The organism is Petrotoga sp. DB-2 (assembly GCF_054051725.1).
In genome coordinates, this window is sequence record NZ_JBSVZD010000016.1 from 1 (window position 1) to 18,284 (window position 18,284).

The following is an 18,284-nucleotide window of genomic DNA, read 5'->3' on the forward strand; positions in this document are numbered from 1 at the left end:
TTTTTGTTCTATGAGGAGTGATATCTTTTTTTATCCCTTTTGTCAAGTATCTCATCAACCATTTTTATTATACAGCCTACCTCATCGACCATTTTATTTGTATATTCTATTTTTTATAAATTTTAAAAAATTATATTATAATTAGATGAGCATTAAAAAACCAAAGGAGTGATTTTCCGATGACAATTAAAGGATTTAGAAAATTGTTTGTATTCATATTTTGTCTGTCGATTTCTTTAACGATTTTTTCTTCTTTTGTTTATACACCACCTAAAGATCTTTATCAGGTAGAAACAGAGAATTACAGGTTTGTTTTTGAGAAAGATCTTTATTATTTTTACGAAGAACTCGCCGATACCGCTGAAGAGTTATATACAAAGTACACTTATTTTTACGGTTCAAATCCTGGCAAAATCACGGTTTATATTTTAGACGATGTTGATTTTACAAACTCTTTTGCTTCCACAGGCACAAATGTGATAAGGCTTTACGTTAATCCTCCAGAAGATTTTTTGGCACTAGGGGGAAACGTAGAAGATTGGGGTAAATTTGTTTTTTCTCATGAGTTGAATCATATTTTTTATGGGAATGATGTTAGAGATCCTTTTATATATTGGATTCCTAGTAAATTGATAAAAAATACGCTTAACATGTATCATCAGCCAAGCTATTTGCATGAAGGTCTCTCTATTTACATGGAAAGTAAAGAGTTTGGAGGAAGATTTGAAGATGATCTTTTCAATATGTATCTAAGATCTGAGATACTGAGTAACAACTTCCCGAGATATTATTTAGGTTCGGGTTCTTTAGTCGATATATGGAGCCCTGCTGGTTTTAACTATATGTATGGAGCAATTCTGGTGAAAGAAATAGTTAATAATTATGGAGAGGGCGCATTGAGACAGATAATAAGGGTCTTAAATACCAACGTTTTTAGCAATTTAGATGAAGCGTTTTATTGGGTAACAAGGGATAGTTGGACCAGATTTTTGATAGATATTAAGCAAGAATATCTTAATGAATACGATCGATTAAATGAAAAAGGTTACAAATTATCTTATTTAAAAATTGATGACACTTATCAAGATACGGGGAATCTTAGAACTGATGGTGTTTCTCTTTATGGATATTTGGTTATGCCCGATCAACCAAAGGGTATATACAGAAATGACGAGTTAGTCAAAAAGGGAGTAAGTTCATTCGATGTAAATTCAAGAGGAGATCTTTTGTACTTAGTGACTACCTACAACATGGGATATTACACAAATAAGTTGTATTATGATTGTAATTGCCCCAACGGTGAAAGGCTAATAGATGAAAGGGTTAAAGCTTTTGGTTTTGTGGGAAACGATAAGATAGCTTATTCAAAACTAGATAAAGGCTTGACCGCTTTGTATTTGTACGATTTAAAGGCTAACGAAGCAAAAAAGTTAATAGATTTTGGTAAGTATGTTTTTAACGATATTGTAGGAAAAGAAGATGTAATATATTTTTCCGCTAATTACAAGAACCAAACGGATATCTATTCATATGATTTATCATCAGAAAATATTTATCAAATTACCGATGATGAAGTTAAAGAACTCGGGTTATTTATTGATAATGATTTTATATATTATTCTGCTAATTACGAAGATGGGATTTACAATATTTATAGATTAAACACAAGCAACAAAACAGTTGAACGTTTGACAAATTACTTAAGTGGTGGTTTTGAACCAGTAGTTTTAAACGATAAATTGTACCATTTAGTTTACGATCATGAGGGATACCATTTGAGTTATTTAGATTTAGAAAATGCAGTTAAAGAAAGTTTTGTTTTACAAGGCGAATTTACACAAGTTGAGTTTGAGAGTTATGAAATATATTATCCTGAAGATGTTGAAGTAAAAGAATATACATTTGAAAACCCTTATATAGTGCCATTTCCAATTTTAGCCGTTGATACAGAAGAAAATATTTTATACGGAGCGGGTACATTTTTTATCAGCGAGGCTATGAACTACATGGGGTTTGTAGATGCGTACTCAGATGGTAACGAAATTTACGGGGATTTATCTTTGGCCTTTGATTATTATACGACTAACAGTGTTACTCTGAGTTTGGACGAAGAAGATGTTTCGACAAGTTTCTATATTTCTAATAATTATCTTTGGTATTTAGGAAATACGATAAACACATTTGTGGGAGGTGGAGGTTCCTTTAAAAACACAACTTTTGAAAAGTATGCCTTAGATTCTGTTTTCCAAATAGGTCCCTACTCTGTTAACAATTACGATATTTATGAAGTGGGGTTAGGAATCACGTATGATTCAAGTTCTGGTATAAACGCAAATTTAGATAAACCTTTTGTTCTGCTTGATACGAAGATAAATCCTTACATTGGGTATGAGAATGAATCTATATACGCCGGAAGTAAGGTAGAAAAGACATTATGGAGACCATATATCTCTTTTGAATCTGGGAAGTATAGATTCGATGGAATAAAGGCAGGAGGAGATATCAAGTATGATTTTGGACAAGAAAAATTTGATTATCTTGCTTACATTCAATTTGATCTGAGTATCTTTTATTGGTTGAATGTACCATTGCAGATAAACAGCGATATGTTCAAACCAAAATAAATAAGTTAATTATTTTTTCCTTTTCCAAAATTTTTTTAGTATTTCTCTGTTTACAATGAACATAACAGCTGTAAACAACCAGGTAAAACCCAAAGACATAGACATCGTCAAACTAAATTCTTTTAAAAGTTCTCCTCTAGAAAATTGAAAACTCAAGAAAGAAAGCGTTGTCGTAGAAAGTGAAAAGGTTATAGATTTTAAGATATTCCAAAAGTTTGTTTTGTTATTACTGAACGTATGGTATATATGGAGAAATCCATCTATACCTATACCAAAGATTAAGGGAAAAGTTAGAACGGTTACGAAAGTAGCCCTTATACCTATTAAATACGACACTCCAAAAGTAGCTAATACAGAAATTATAAGGCTAAACATAGCTTCTGATGGTTGAACAACATTTTTTCTAACAATAGCAGTTATACCCCATATGGAGATGAAAGATAGGAATAATGGTATATAAAATCTTTGTCTAATCATCTCCATTATTTTATATGTTGCTTTTGGTAAGCCTAGAATGTTTTCTCCCTTTTCCCCCAAGGCATCAAAGAAAATTTTTATTCCGTTGTTACTCCAAAGGCTGAATTTGGGAGTGACCTCTAAAAGAAGATATTTTTGGCCATCCTTCTCTATTAAAAAATTACCCCTGAGATCCTCAGGGAAAATATCCATTATATTCAAAGTAAAATGGTAAAGGTCTGAAGAGCGTGCTGCTGCATCTATCAGTTTTAGACTGTCAGAATATAAATTATATTTTTTTAAAATGGATATTATTATTGGATTATTAATAACTTGAGATAAACCTTCAAGTTGCGTTTTTATCTTAGAAAATTCTCCAAGATTTTCTTGAATTATGTCTGGCAAACTGTTGACAGATTCCACAACCCCCGTATCTAATAATTCTTTTTTGACTGTTTCAATATCTTCGTCAACTCTCATTAGATATTGCAATGTATCAAAAGAAATATTTCCAAAGTGTTTTAAAATTTGTTCTCCAACCTTCACAGATTCTGAATTGGAAGAGATTAACCCTGGAGGCGTATACGAAAAATTAGTGTAATTAATTAAACCCACAACGCTGAAGATCGAAACCGCTGGAACCACTATGATAAAAATCTTTTTTGAGTTTTTTGATATAAAGTGAGGGAATTTTTTAAAGGCGTTGTCTATTTTGGCCGTAAAAGGAGAAATTTTTATGTTTACTTTTAAAGCGTAAATTAATGTTGGGACAAAAAAAATCATTATACAGAAAAAAACCAACAAGCCCAATGAGCTAACGATTGCTAACTCGTTAAAAGCTGGTAATCCCATGAAAAAAAGCGTTAAGAAAACTATGATAGTAGTTATCATTCCAAAGAAGAGAGGAAAAAGAATTCCTTTGTAAGTAGAAGCTAATGCGGTAGTGAAGTTACCATCATCCTCAATTTCTTTTGAAAATCTAGTCATCACATGAATCCCATAGGCTATTCCCAAGCCTAAAGTTATCGCCATGACAAAAGAAGTTACAATATTCAATTCTCCGAAAGTTAACGTAATGAGTCCCATCGTTAAAAGTGTAGATACTATCAAACCTAAAAGTACTATTATAGAAGAAGTAAAATTACCAAATGCAAAAGCGAATAAAATAGTTATGAATATTATGGATAAGGTTGTGGTTAATCTAAAATCTTCCATAACCGTACGATTAGATTCATATTCCGTGACGTAAGAATTAGTCAAACCCGTTTTTATATTGAAAGTTTTTTCAATCTCTGTCAGAATTGAATCCACTTTTGGAACAATGTAGTTTACATAATCTAAATCAGAGGAAGGTTTGTTGAAAGTGAGTCCCATAATCATAACTTTTCCATCAGGTGATAAAGTGTAGTAGGAACTAATTAAATCGGTATTTTCACCAGTTTGGAGAATATTTTCTAAACCATAAATATCTTCCAAAAAGCTATCCATTTTTTCAAATAATTCAAAATCATACGTGAAATTTCCATTTAACAAACTGCCAAAACTTTGTAAATTCTCATACATTGTGTATATTAAATCCGTTTGGCTTAAGTTTATGATGCCGTATGAAAAAAGGAATGATAGATCCGTTTGTACAAAACTCAAAAAAGTAGGTTCATTTTGCATCAAATCGTGAAAAGTTTCGGCAATTTGTGAAGGCTGAGCATTATCGTTGAGAAAAAATGCAGCAACCATAACATCAGATCCTTCGAGAAACGCTTGCTCTTCAAGAAGTTCAACAACAATCTCTGAGTCTTGAGGTAGTATTTTCAACAAATCTGAGTTTACCTTCAATTTCGTAGAAAAAAAGCCAAGGATAATTGTAAACACTAAAACTACCGCTATTATGTAATAAGCATTTCGGGTGATAAAATTTGCAAGTTCTAAAAAGAAGTCCTTTTTTTCTCTCACAATAACCACCATACTAGGAAAAGGTCAAAAACAATACCTATTATCACCGAATAATAATTCTTCTTTTTTAAGTCTATATAAAATCTTAAGATAATTACCCATAAAACAGAGAAATAGAGAAAAGGCTTTCCTAATAAACCTAATATAACAGGGGAAACGGAAGAAATGTATGCATATAGTAAATTAGAATCAGAACAGAAAAGCATTCTTATACCTGAACTTAAATAAGAAAAAAGTAGGATAAAAATAAGAAGTTTAAGTTTGGAAACGTCAAAACGTCCCACTTCAAGTAACTGCATATTTCTCAAAAATACCGGAGAGAAAATGTAAAATAGGATTATGAGAAGTGGGATAAAAAAGGATTTTTTTGTGACGTTGAAAATATTTTTTGGGTTTATAAGAGAGTTGAAAAAGTCTAAAAAAATATTTGGCATTTTTTCATCCTTCGAAGACAAGAACTGAAACATTCTGTTCAATATCTATATTTTCCTGTCTAAAAACATCCAACAAAGGGTTCACTGCAGGATTGTTAAGTAAATCTTCATCCACGATAACTCCACCATATTCGTTCAATGAATTTAAAATATCCCTATTGAAAGAATATGATCTATAATCCTCTTGTGTGAATAAGTTATACCTGGATTTCATTATGTTTATTGTGTTTTCATCAAATTTTTCAAGGTTTAAAACATATATCTTTGGAGTTAATTCTAAGTATAAATTGTCTGTTATAAGTTGATAGTAGGCCAAAGTTAAACCATATAATTCATAATCGTTTCTTGATTCTTTATATCTAACACCTGTGGATATAATCAAACTTCTGAAATCATCGTAAGCATTTTTAGTAACAGGTTTTATAGTTAGTTTGTTGTTTCTAAAATCAAAATTTAAAGTTCCTACAAATACCCCATCATCCATTATATTACGAGTTATAATAGAAAGGTTGTTCACATCATTTAACTGATCATTTAAAAAAGAAACATCATAATTGACATTTTTTACTGTAAATTTGGGAGATTTTTCTATATTATAATTGATGCTTTCTATTCGACCCATTGATAAATATAAGCCGATGGACAAAGAAAAAAATATTAAAAAAATAGATATTACCCATCCATAAAAACGCAACTTAGTTACCTCCAGTTAAAAAGTCCAAGGCAGTTTTCAGTTGCAAATCTTCTTCAATATTTAGTACAGGTTTTTCTGTAGTCGTATAGAAAGCTTCAGTTGCCTCTTCTTCAGATATTTCTGTCATAGAGATGACTTCCCTTTCTGGGTTACTTACCTCTATATCAGGTTTTATCCCTTTTAAATGAATATCTGATCCGCTTGGTGTGAAATAATGGGCTATAGGTAACCAAATCTCTCCTCCCGTGGATAAGCTAAATGTGCTTTGTACCGCTGCTTTTCCATATGTAGTTTCTCCAATGACGGTTGCTACGCCATTATCTTTAAGAGCCCCGGTTAGGATTTCTGAAGCAGATGCCGAACCACCATTAACTAACAAAACAATAGGGATATTTTGTAAAAAACTGTAATAATTACCTGGAATAGTTGGAATTGTTTCTTTTGTGCCATCGAAATATTTAACACTAACTATTTCACCGCTCTTTAAAAACATGGAAGTAATATCAACAGCTGATTGTAAAAGTCCACCCGGGTTGTTTCTTAAATCAATTATTAATCCATCTGTATTTTGATTTGATAGATTATTTAAAGCTTCGCTCATTTCTTCAGCACTTGATTTGGCGAAATTAGTAAGTAATATGTAACCAAGCTTTTTATTTTTGTATTCTATCGTATCGAATTTTACAGTCTTAGTTTCTATTGTTTCTCTTATTAATGTTATATTCTTTGGTTCAGTCCAAGAGTCGCGGTATATTTCCAAGGTAACTTCCGTGCCAGGTTCTCCCCTCATTAGAGAGGCTGATTTACTAAGGCCAAGTTCGGATGTGGGGGTACCGTCAATTGATAAAATGTAATCGTTAGCCATTAATCCTGCTCTTTGTGCAGGCGTTCCATTCATCGGTGAAACGATAAGAACTGCATCCATTTCGTAATCGTATCTAATAGTTAACCCTATCCCACCATATTTACCTTCTATGTCTATTTTACTTTCTTCTGTTTGAACGGAATCAAGATACCAGGCAAAAGGATCCTCAAGTCCTTTCATCATCCCTTCAATTGTGGAATCCACAATTTTATCGTAATCAACGTTGTCTTTGTCATAATAATAATTGACTATGTAGTATAACGTAGAATAAATAGGTTCTTCAAACTTATCTAAATAGATTTGCGTTACAGTATCCTTTTGATAACTGTTAGAAACAGTATCTGCAAAGATCCAGGAAGTAATAAATAAACCAAAAATTATTATTACAGATAGCAATTTTTTCTTTTTTTTACTCATCTAAGTCTCTCCTTGATAAAAAAATTTATATGGTTACTTTAGACTAAAACTTGTTTTAGCGCCCCCTCGCCCCGCTCCCCACCCTTCTAAGGAAGGGATCTGCAGTTCCTTAGACCCTGCTACCAGCTTATAAAGATAAAAGAATTTTTATTATTTCTCCTCTCTACAATCATATTTCTCTAAATTTTGATAAAACTTGTATTAATTCGTCTAGCATCTTTTCGTTTCCTGTTTCTTCATATTCTAATATACAGCTTTTTGTGTAACCTTTCATTATTTCTTCAGCGGTTTTATTTAAAGCTCCTTTCACCGCAGACAACTGTGTTAATATATCTGCACATCTTCTTTCTTCTTCCAACATTTTTTGAAGGCCCCTAACTTGACCTTCTATTCTTTTTAATCGCCTGATTAAATTATCTTTGTTGTAGTTTGAAGACATGGATACACCTCTTTAAGTTAAGATCTTTGTTATATTTTAGGCATACGATAAAAAAAGGTTTGTTTCTTTTACATCTTTGTCTTTTAAAACGTAATCATTAAGCTCGTCAATATCCATTTCCATCATTTTTTTAAACTCTTTTCCAGAGATATTCTCTTTATTATAGAGATAAATGGCCAAAAGGTCAAGTCGTTTTCTATTTTCTAACAGTAAGTTCTTAGCTTTTTCATAACTGCTAAGAATAAAATTTTTGATCTCTGAATCTATTTCTTTAGCCGTCTCTTGGGAAAAATTCTTCATTCTAGTTATTTCTCTTCCCAAAAAGATTTCTCCTTCTTCTTCACCCCATGCGATGGGTCCAATCTTTTCACTCATACCTAATTGGGCAACCATTTCCCTTACTAGCTCTGTAGCTCTCTTTAAATCGTTTCCTGCTCCTGTTGTGATTTCGTTGAATACAATCTCTTCGGCCGCTCTTCCACCTAACATACCGACTATTTTATCCTTTATTTCTGGTTCTGTGATTAAAAACCTGTCTTCGGTTGGAAGTTGCATAGTGTAACCTAAAGCCGCTTGTCCACGAGGAACTATGGTGATTTTGTGAACAGGATCTGCGTAAGGTAAAAGATAACCTAAAAAAGCATGGCCCAATTCGTGATAGGTGATAACTTTTTTCTCTTTGGGGGTTATTTTTCGTGATTTACGAGCGGGACCCACAATCACCCTTTCTATTGCCTCCTGGAAATCATCGTTAGTTATGTGATCTCTGTTGTCTCTCGCTGCTAGTAGAGCTGCTTCATTTACCATATTTTCTAAATCAGCACCTACGAAACCAGGGGTACTTCGAGCCAAACTTTTAACGTCTATATCGTCTGCGATTTTTTTCCCTCTTAGATGAATCTTTATAATTTCCTCTCTCGCCCTTAAATCAGGTACATCTAAGAATATTTTTTTGTCGAACCTTCCAGGTCTTAAGAGTGCTTTATCTAAGATGTCTGGTCTATTTGTTGCGGCCATCACTACTATACCTTCTCGGGGATCAAAGCCGTCCATTTCAACTAATAAAGCGTTCAAAGTTTGCTCCCTTTCGTCATGACCTCCACCTAAACCTGTTCCTCTTTGCCTTCCAACGGCATCCAGTTCGTCGATGAAAATTATTGCAGGACTATTCTCTTTTGCTTCTTTAAAAAGGTCTCTGACTCTGGCTGCTCCCACACCTACAAATAATTCAACGAAATCAGAACCTGACATAAAATAAAATGGCACATTAGCCTCTCCTGCAACAGCTCTAGCTACCAAAGTCTTTCCGGTGCCTGGAGGTCCTGCCAAGAGGACACCTTTAGGCATTTTTGCTCCCAAGGCACTAAAGTTTTTAGGATCTTTTAGAAAATTAACTATATCTTCTAACTCTTCTTTAACTTCGTCGATTCCAGCTACGTCATTGAAAGTAATTTTATTTTTTCTAGCATCATATCTTTTAGCAGGGTTTCTCCTATAATTAGCTCCAGGTATCCCCTCCCCTGTTCCGGATCTTCTGAACATCCAAAACCAAAAAAACATTAGTATTATTAATGGTAACATATAGATAAGCATAGTAACCCACCAACTTGCCCCGGTGTTTTGAATATACTCAATCTTAATGCCATCATTTGCCAATGCCCTTACATAAGCTTGATCCATAAGCAAAGTTGGGGCGTAAACTTGAAAAAGCTGTCCGTTTTTGGCTTTTGCTTGGATTAAACCACTTGTATCGATCTGTAAACTTATGATCGTATCTTGATTTATTAAATTCACCAGATCGGTGTAACTTATCTCAGTTATGTTCGAGGTATTCAACTGAGAAATACTCATAAAAATAAGCATAGCTAGAATGAAATATATAAAAAGCGGTCCAAATAGAGAACCTCTTCTGTTTGGATTGTTATTCATAAAAGCCTCCTTTTTGTAAAAATAATTTTATATCTTTCGTATATCATATTTTATAATAATATTATAACATTTGCAAATGTTATAAAAAAATTTTCTTGTACTAGCATTTGAAGAAAGAAATTGTCTACCATTAGAGACTGTTAAAGAATACATTATATTCAAAAAAATGAATTTTTTAAGCTATATTTAAGTGAAAAATTATATACTAAAAAAGTATTTGTGAATTTATTATTTTAAAAAATAACAGAGGAAGGGGTGGGTTGCGGGCAAAGGGGTAAATCCTTCCACCCTTCTTTATGGGTGGGTTGCGGGGCGAAAGGGGCGCAAAATAAAAAGTTTTAGAGTTTTTAAAAATATTACAAAAAACAACCAAAGGAGGAAAAACGATGAAGAAAGTAGTATTGATAGCATTTACACTGATTTTAGTGACGGGGATGTTTTCGGCAGGTTTAACAGAGGTATTTGATACAGCCAAAGCGAGTAGTACCATATACAAAACCGCACAGCTTGATTTCGAAAAGACTAACCTCGATTACAATAAGGCTAAGATAGAGGCAACGAACAGGAAGTTAGAATTAAGTGGGGAATTAAGTTATTACTCAGGTCTTTCAAACTACAATACCTCTATGAAAGATTACTACGGTGACATAGTAGACAGAGTTTTAGATGTTTACGTAGAAGAAATCAACGTAAAAACAGCTGATTTGCAGTTAAAAAACGCACAGATAACCTACGACAACAACACTGAATTATTCAGCAATGGCTTGATCTCAGAAGACGACCTTAAAAGTTCTGAACTTGATGTAAGTGATGCACAAAACAATTTGGAAAGTGCACAATTAAATTTAGAAACTGCCAAAGACAACTTAAAAGAATTATACGAAGGAGATTACAGCCAAATAGAGATAAATGTTCCAACGTATGAAGGTATATTCGTAAGTGATGAGGAATATTTAAACAACAACTACAATCTAAAAATGGCACAAATAAACGTAGATATTTCACAATACGATCTCAACAACTTACCTGCCAATGCATCATCTTATGAAAAAAGGATAGCAGAGTTAACACACCAAAAAAATATCTTAAGTTTGCAAGACACTCAAGATACATTGATCGAAGCACACAAAACAACAAAAAATAGTATCGAAACTCTTTACAAAAGTTTGAAAAACTTAGAAGAAAGAATGAACTTAGCTCAAAGCACATATAACGACACAAAGGATAGATTCAACAAAGGATTGGTATCTGAATTGGAGTTAAACACTGCAAATATAAACTATCTAACAACACAAAAGAATTATTATGAAAGTGTAAGAAGTTACATAAAAGCATATATCAACTACATAATAGACACAGGAAGGAGCCTTGAGGAGGTAGGATTGTGAAAAAACTTATAGTTTTAGTAATAACCCTTCTCGTAGGAATCCTGAGCATATTTGGGATGACGTTCGAAGAGTTATACCAACAAAACTTAGAGAAAAGTTCAGCCTATACCCAAGCGGAGTTGAGCTTAAGAAGCGCACAATTAGAAATGAACAAAATAGACAACTTCTTTGTTCCATATTTGGGAATATCTGTTGATACAATGAAAACAGGGATAGATCCATTTGGAAAAGAAACAATCGTTGGTGGGTTGGTTTTTGGAGGGGAAGGAGATATAACAGGTTACAGGATTTCTTTAGATGTAAACTTCTTAGAGGTATTGGCATCAGAGGTAAGTGTCTCGTTCCCTTTTACTTTAAACACAGATGAATGGGAGATAAACGCACCTAGCGAATCAGATATATCAATCTCTTTATCACGTGATCTAACAATAATTGACAGGGCGGAAAGGTTGAAAACAGAAAGCAGTTACTACGATGCACTCTCTAAATACTACATGGCTCAAACGAATGAACTCATAACCACGATCGAAGATGTATTCACCAGATATTACAACGAAGAGATGATTCAGACGTACGAAGACGAAATAGAAATACTGAACCAACAGTACAATTTATCAACCGATGAAGACGAAAAAGAAAACTTAGAAAAACAGATACTAACAGCACAAAAGAATTTAGAAACTTTAAGAGCAAGCAATGCACCCTTAGAATATTTTGAATACACAGATGAACTATACAACCAAACAAAGGATTCGGTAGAAAGAATAATAAACGAAAATCAAAACTATCCTACGAATATTGAAGAAAGGTTAGATTTAAAATCGTTACAACTTCAAGAAGAGGCATCTGAAATAGAAAGTAATTTCTGGTTCATTCCTTACTTGCCTTTCAATACGATAAGTGTATCTATGAATCCATTTAAAGAAACGGAAGATTGGATTGATAAAATTAGTATAAGTGTAGGATTTCAATTAGCTATATTAGATAAAGGAGAAAGAAAGTTGGCGTCTGATACTATGAAAACAAACGTTGCCGCTTTGACGTACGATGAAAGTATGTTAGAAGCGGAAAATGCGATAAGAAATTTGGAAACAACCAGAAGAACTTTGAATTATGACGTTAAAATAAAACAAATAGATTTAGAAAACGCGATGGAAGATTACAATAGAAACAATGAATTAAATAGCCAAGGATACATAACCAAAGAGGAATTAAAATTATCAGAAATATCGTTGAGAAGGGCACAATTAGCTAGTGAAAAGACGGAAAACGACATTCTGACAAATGAATTAAGAATAATGCAGCAATACTATGTGGACATATGGGGTGATATAAATTGAAAAGAAGAGGAAAGATAACGATATGGACAATAGTGATAGTAGCTATAGTTGTAATAGTTGGGATAATATTTTTTCCAATGCAAAGTTCACCTACAACTTCTGAAACAAGTGGATTACCTTCAATATACTTAGAATATGAGGTAAAATCAGATGGTGTAGGAGATTCGATAGAAGTGGTGGGAAACATAACGGCTGAGATTGAATCAGTGATCCCAAAAGTTTCTGGAGAAATAGTTGAGGTATACGTAGAAAAAGGAGACGAGGTTGAAGAAGGTCAGATATTAGCTAAGATAGACGATCTTGACTATCAGATAGCGTACTTGAATGCCTTAAATGATTACGAATCATCAACCAACGTAGGTGAACGGATGAAGGAAGTAAAGAGATTACAGTTGGAAAAAGCAAAGAAGAATTTGGAAGAAACTGAGATAAAATCACCTGTTTCAGGGATAGTAAACACAGTAAATATTTCCAAGGGAGATATGGTTGGAACAACTTCTGCCGTATTAACTATAGTGGATAATAGCACAATAAAAGTTGAAACTGCGGTTGATGAAATAGATTTCCCGCTTATAAATGAAGGCATGGACGCAACAATAAGAATAGATCCTTTGAATTTAGAAGAGCCAGGAGTAATAACATGGATTAGTCCAACTACTCAAACGGATATGGGGGTAGTTGTTATACCAATTGAAATTGAATTTACACAAGATAATCCTCAAAATCTCCTGATTCCTGGTATGACAGCCGATGTGGAAATAGTTACCTTAAAATTGGAAAACACAGTAGCTGTGCCAAAAGATGCCATTCATGAAGGGGTTGATGGGACAAAAATAGTATACAAAAAGACTGCAGAAGGTGGGATGGAACCTGTTCAAGTACAAACTGGAAGAGAATCGGATAGCATGGTTGAAATAACTGCAGGTTTAGAACCAGGAGATAAGGTTTTGATATTACCATCTCAAGAAGAAGCACAAAGAATAATACAAAATTATGGTATTCCAATGGGGGTACCTGTTGCTCCAGGCACTGTTCCTCAAGGTCCTGGAAGGGGTGGATTTTGATGGCAGTAATGGAATTAAAAGATGTATGGAAAATATACGATATTGGAGAAGTGAAAGTTGAAGCACTGCGCGGGGTTTCTTTTAATGTTGAAGATGGTGAATATGTCATCATAATCGGACCTTCAGGTAGCGGTAAATCAACTTTATTACAAATTCTTGGTTGTCTAGATAAACCTACAAAAGGACAGGTATACATTGAAAATATGGAAGTGTCCAAAATGAAAGATAGAGAATTGGCAACGGTAAGAAACAAAAAGATAGGATTTGTATTTCAAAGTTTCAATTTACTTCCAAAGTTGAGTGCATTGGAAAATGTTGAACTTCCTTTAATATATGCGGGTGTACCTCAGAAAAAAAGAAGGGAGATAGCAAAAGAACAATTAGAGTTAGTAGGGCTCGGTAACAGGTTAGATCATAAACCAACTCAACTATCGGGTGGGCAACAACAAAGGGTAGCAATAGCAAGAGCTTTAGCTAACGATCCAGCCTTTCTTTTAGCTGATGAACCGACGGGGAACCTGGATACTAAAAGTGGAGAAGAAATTCTTCAAATATTTAGGAAGTTGAACGATATGGGTAAAACGCTAGTTGTCGTCACACATGATATGAAAATGTTGGATGAAGGGTCAAAAATAATAAGATTGTTGGATGGAAGGATCCAGTCGATAGAGGTGAACACAGTTGGAAATACTTAAAGAGACATTTAGATCTTTACTTTCTAACAAGTTGAGGACATTTCTTTCGATGTTGGGAATAATAATAGGTGTTGGTGCGGTAATGACGATAATAGCCATAGGTGATGGAGCAAGGCAGGAAATAAACAACACCGTTTCTTCTCTTGGGTCAAACATTATTATGGTTAACTCCACTGTGTATTCACGATTTGCATCTCAGCCCCTTGAATTCCAGGACGCTGTTGACATTAAGAATATGGTTCCACAAGTAAAGAATGCTACAGGTGTTTTAAATTCAAATTTGACCGTTGAAAGTGCTGGAGAAACGATTTCCGGATCGGTATTCGGAGTTATGCCTAGTTTTTTTGATATAATGAACTTAAATATTGCTTATGGTAGAAGGTTAGATGAAACTGACGAAGAAGAATTAAGATCGGTTGCCGTTATAGGTTATAATATAGCTAATGAATTATTTGGTCGTCAAAATGTTGTTGGTGAACGAATCAATGTTATTCAAAGTGGAAATTCTGGTAGTAGAAAGGTTTCTTTTGAAATAGTTGGAGTTTTGGAAAAAACCGGAACAAGGTTATTATTTAACGTTGATGATATGATCATACTCCCCCATACAGTAGCAGATTATAGGCTGTTTCACATGAATGGAAGGACGAGCTCTATTTTTGTTTCAGCAGTAGATGAGAATACTGCAGAATTGGCAACCATGGCGACGGACTTTTATCTTTATAGAAAATTTGGAGATTCTGATAAATACAGTATATTAAGTCAAGACGCTATTTTAGAAGCTGTTAATCAAATAACTGGTATTATGAATGTGATACTTGTAGGAATAGCGGCAATTTCGTTAGTTGTAGGCGGAATAGGAATAATGAATATTATGCTCGTCACCGTTAAAGAAAGAACCAGAGAGATAGGTATAAAGATGGCTATAGGAGCCACAAGACATAGGATTTTGATGGAATTTTTAGTTGAGAGTATAGTTTTAACGGTGGTAGCTGGTATAATAGGTATGATATTAGGTGGGCTTCTCTCAGGTTTAATAGCATATTTTGGTAGAGCTTTTGGATTAACGGCCGTCATAACGTGGAAATCGATCGCTTTATCCTTCGGGGTATCTGCCGTGATAGGTTTATTCTTTGGTATATACCCAGCAAATCAAGCGTCAAAGTTGAGCCCAATAGAAGCGTTAAGATACGAGTAAAGAAGGTGTTTTATGTGGAAAATGTAAATTTTCCGAGATCTTTTTTGTGGGGAGTAAACTCCCCTTTCTTTTCTTTTTTGGAAAATTCAACGGAAGGATCGAAACAACAAATATTTGAAAATGCAGAAAAAAACTTGAACAAACAATTATCTTTTCTTAAGAGGTTGAAAATTAATTCTTTTAGATTCAATCTAAATTGGGATTTGTTATATCTTGATCCTTTTTATTCTTATGCTATGTATGATAACTTTATAGAGCAACTACGTCAAAGTGGAATTGAACCTATCGTTAACCTCGTCGATTTTGATTTCCTTTCGTACAATAAAAAAGAAGCTTTTGATAATATAGAAAACGAAGAAAATATCTCAATATTTATAGAAATTATCGAAAAAATTGTCTCCACTTTTAAATTCAAGGTTCAATATTATATTATCTTGAATCATACTGCGAAATACCTAAAAAAAAGATTTTTTAAAGGTGCAGATGTTGATAACACCGCATTACATGAAACGGTTCAAAATCTCTTCAATCTTTACGATAAAAGTGTTCGTATAATAAAAAGTATTAACCCTTACGCTAAAGTATCGGTAAGCGAGGAATTTTATGTTGAGGAAGAAGAACAGTTAGATTTTGTTTTTTCCTTTATTGATGTAATTGTAAAAGGAGAAAGCCCTTTTTTTGAAAACATGGCTTTTAAAAACTCTGATATAGATTTTATTGGGATAAATTTCAATGATTTAACTTCAAATTCAGAAGAATATACTTCTTTAATAAAAGAACTTTCAAAAGGGAAGAATACTATTGACCTTGATGAAGTAATAAAAAGATTTTCTTCTAAATATTACATTCCTTTTCTAATAACTGATAATGTATCCACTATTGATGACGATAGTTTAAAAAGCCGTTATTTAGTTAATAATTTATATAAAATTAATCAATCTTTGGAAAATAATGCGAAGATTTTCGGATACATCTACAATTCCTTAAGTGATGTTAAAATCAATAATCTTCTTTTAAAAACAGGTCTGTATAGAATAGACGATAAAAATAATTATATCAGTTTGAAAAACTTTGCAAAAGTCTATTCGAATATCATAGAAGATAATAGTATAAACGAAAGATACCTAAAATATATTGATTAGCTTCTCGTAAAATTACAGATGCAGTAATTTGATTTCAAAGATACTTTCATTCAACTCTATTTCTGCATACTCTCCTTCGCAAAAAGCCCCCGGATTCAATATCAAAGTATCCTCTATTTCATATTTCTCTTGATAATGCGAATGTCCAAAGACCATCAAATCGATCTTTTTATTAAAATATTTCAACAGTTTTTCAGGTATTGCACGACCAGTTTGATGACCGTGGATAAGGCCTATTTTTTTGTCAAATAATTCTAAAGACAATTTTTCGGGGAGTCGATTTTTTATATAAAAATCGTCCATATTTCCATACACAGCATGAAGTATGGGCTTTTGATTTTCTAAGTAATTCAGTACTTCGATATCCACGATGTCTCCAAGTAAAAATATTTGATCATAAAGCCCAAAGTTTAATTTATCTAAACTTTTCAAGTCTGATTTTATAGGAATATGTAGATCGCCAATTACAAGTATTTTCAAAGGGTGACCACTTCCACTATATTTTTCTCATATGGAGGTCTTAGGACTTTCTTTTCGGTAATTATCGCTGTAACTAATTCATTTGGAGTTACATCAAAAGCAGGGTTGTATACATTTACATCGTCTGTCACTAAACGAGTTTTATGGCAAAATCTGACCTCATTATGATTCCTTTCTTCGATGGGAATACCTTCCCCATTTTTTGTTTCTATGTCTATAGTTGAAAGTGGAGCTGCAACATAAAAAGGAATACCGTGCTTTTTTGCAAGAACAGCTACAGAATAAGTTCCAATTTTATTAGCAACATCCCCATTACGTGCGATTCTATCGGCTCCTACTATCACAGCATTTATTTTTCCTTGTTTCATTACCCAACCTGCCATGTTGTCTGTAATTAGTGTAGTTTTGATACCACTTTTAATCAATTCCCAAACGGTTAATCTAGCTCCTTGAAGGTATGGTCTGGTTTCATCTGCATAGACCTGGATATCTTTTCCGTTTTCTACTGCCGCTCTAATAACCCCTAAAGCTGTTCCGTAATCAACGGTTGCTAATGCTCCAGCATTGCAATGCGTCAAAACGGTGTCCCCATCGTTTAACAAAACTTCTCCATTCTTACCAATCTGTTTATTTATTTCAATATCTTCGTAGGCAATCTTCAATGCTTCTTCTTCTAATATGTTGACAAGGTCATTTATTTCTTTTGTGGGAAGGCTATCTTTTAAAAGTTTATCCATCCTGTTCAACGCCCAAAATAAGTTTACAGCAGTGGGGCGGGTTTTAGATAAACTGTTTTTTACTTCTTCTAATTTGTTTAAAAATATATTTTTGTCAGAAAGATAGGAAAACTCTTTTGCCCCTAAAACAAAGCCAAATGCTGCGGTCGCTCCTATAGCGGGAGCTCCTCTTACTACCATGTCTTTTATTGAATTAGCAACATCGAGATAAGTCTGACATTCTACATACTTTTCTTCTATAGGTAAATACCTCTGATCTATCAAAATTAAACTGTTACCTGTCCATTCCATTGTCATTGTTTTTATATTTTTCATTTGTTTCCTCCTCGTATAATATGTAATTTGTTCTTTTTTATTATTTCTTTTGTAAAGAGGGATCTACGGTCCCTAGCCCAGAAGGGGTGGGGGAGGGCTCCGCCCTATGACCCTTTTAAA

14 protein-coding genes are annotated in these 18,284 nt (G+C 33.5%); 7 read left to right on the forward strand and 7 right to left on the reverse strand.

The genetic code is table 11. The features are described from left to right. Nucleotides 1-179: 179 nt before the first annotated feature. The gene (locus ACW9JY_RS06455; RefSeq protein ID WP_457283768.1) at nt 180-2,624 is read left to right on the forward strand and encodes a TolB family protein; all 2,445 of its coding nucleotides are present in this window, start codon (nt 180-182) and stop codon (nt 2,622-2,624) included. A 9-nt stretch (nt 2,625-2,633) separates the two neighbouring features. On the opposite strand, the gene ACW9JY_RS06460 is transcribed toward ACW9JY_RS06455, so the two are convergent. The 5 genes from ACW9JY_RS06460 to ftsH all read right to left on the reverse strand — a co-directional run bounded on the left by ACW9JY_RS06460 (nt 2,634) and on the right by ftsH (nt 9,808). Further along, entirely contained in the window at nt 2,634-5,030 is a 2,397-nt protein-coding gene (locus ACW9JY_RS06460; RefSeq protein WP_457283769.1) for an efflux RND transporter permease subunit, read from the reverse strand. 438 nt (nt 5,031-5,468) lie between these two features. Continuing rightward, the gene (locus tag ACW9JY_RS06465; RefSeq protein ID WP_457283770.1) at nt 5,469-6,158 is read right to left on the reverse strand and encodes a hypothetical protein; all 690 of its coding nucleotides are present in this window, start codon (nt 6,156-6,158) and stop codon (nt 5,469-5,471) included. A gap of 1 nt (nt 6,159) precedes the next feature. Beyond that, nucleotides 6,160-7,440: a S41 family peptidase gene (locus tag ACW9JY_RS06470; protein WP_457283771.1), complete on the reverse strand. Its 1,281-nt coding sequence runs from the start codon at nt 7,438-7,440 to the stop codon at nt 6,160-6,162. A gap of 169 nt (nt 7,441-7,609) precedes the next feature. Beyond that, nucleotides 7,610-7,879 carry a metal-sensitive transcriptional regulator gene (locus ACW9JY_RS06475; protein ID WP_103076422.1) on the reverse strand — a complete coding sequence of 90 codons (270 nt, stop codon included), beginning with the start codon at nt 7,877-7,879 and terminating at the stop codon, nt 7,610-7,612. A 36-nt stretch (nt 7,880-7,915) separates the two neighbouring features. Further along, complete coding sequence (ftsH, locus tag ACW9JY_RS06480; RefSeq protein WP_103076421.1) at nt 7,916-9,808, reverse strand: ATP-dependent zinc metalloprotease FtsH; 1,893 nt, start codon at nt 9,806-9,808, stop codon at nt 7,916-7,918. 386 nt (nt 9,809-10,194) lie between these two features. On the opposite strand from ftsH, the gene ACW9JY_RS06485 reads away from it, so the two are divergent. From ACW9JY_RS06485 to ACW9JY_RS06510, 6 genes are all read left to right on the forward strand, one after another. Next, nucleotides 10,195-11,196 (forward strand): TolC family protein, encoded by a 1,002-nt coding sequence (locus tag ACW9JY_RS06485; RefSeq protein WP_457283772.1) that lies wholly within the window; start codon nt 10,195-10,197, stop codon nt 11,194-11,196. Next, complete coding sequence (locus tag ACW9JY_RS06490) at nt 11,193-12,536, forward strand: hypothetical protein (RefSeq protein WP_457283773.1); 1,344 nt, start codon at nt 11,193-11,195, stop codon at nt 12,534-12,536. Before ACW9JY_RS06485 ends, ACW9JY_RS06490 begins: the two co-directional genes overlap by 4 nt. Continuing rightward, a complete protein-coding gene (locus ACW9JY_RS06495) occupies nt 12,533-13,600 on the forward strand; it encodes an efflux RND transporter periplasmic adaptor subunit (protein ID WP_457283774.1) in 1,068 nt (355 codons plus the stop codon). Before ACW9JY_RS06490 ends, ACW9JY_RS06495 begins: the two co-directional genes overlap by 4 nt. Next, a complete protein-coding gene (locus tag ACW9JY_RS06500; RefSeq protein ID WP_457283775.1) occupies nt 13,597-14,295 on the forward strand; it encodes an ABC transporter ATP-binding protein in 699 nt (232 codons plus the stop codon). The genes ACW9JY_RS06495 and ACW9JY_RS06500 overlap by 4 nt, the downstream gene beginning before the upstream one ends. Further along, nucleotides 14,282-15,490 carry an ABC transporter permease gene (locus ACW9JY_RS06505; protein WP_457283776.1) on the forward strand — a complete coding sequence of 403 codons (1,209 nt, stop codon included), beginning with the start codon at nt 14,282-14,284 and terminating at the stop codon, nt 15,488-15,490. The genes ACW9JY_RS06500 and ACW9JY_RS06505 overlap by 14 nt, the downstream gene beginning before the upstream one ends. 77 nt (nt 15,491-15,567) lie before the next feature. Then, nucleotides 15,568-16,632, forward strand: coding sequence for a family 1 glycosylhydrolase (locus tag ACW9JY_RS06510; RefSeq protein ID WP_457283777.1), 1,065 nt, complete (start codon nt 15,568-15,570; stop codon nt 16,630-16,632). Between the two features lie 12 nt (nt 16,633-16,644). Here the strand turns inward: ACW9JY_RS06510 and ACW9JY_RS06515 are convergent, their stop codons facing one another. Together ACW9JY_RS06515 and mtnA are read right to left on the reverse strand one after the other, a co-directional pair. Next, complete coding sequence (locus ACW9JY_RS06515; RefSeq protein WP_457283778.1) at nt 16,645-17,112, reverse strand: metallophosphoesterase family protein; 468 nt, start codon at nt 17,110-17,112, stop codon at nt 16,645-16,647. Beyond that, nucleotides 17,109-18,164 carry an S-methyl-5-thioribose-1-phosphate isomerase gene (mtnA, locus tag ACW9JY_RS06520; protein ID WP_457283779.1) on the reverse strand — a complete coding sequence of 352 codons (1,056 nt, stop codon included), beginning with the start codon at nt 18,162-18,164 and terminating at the stop codon, nt 17,109-17,111. The genes ACW9JY_RS06515 and mtnA overlap by 4 nt, the downstream gene beginning before the upstream one ends. Between the last annotated feature and the right edge of the window lie 120 nt (nt 18,165-18,284).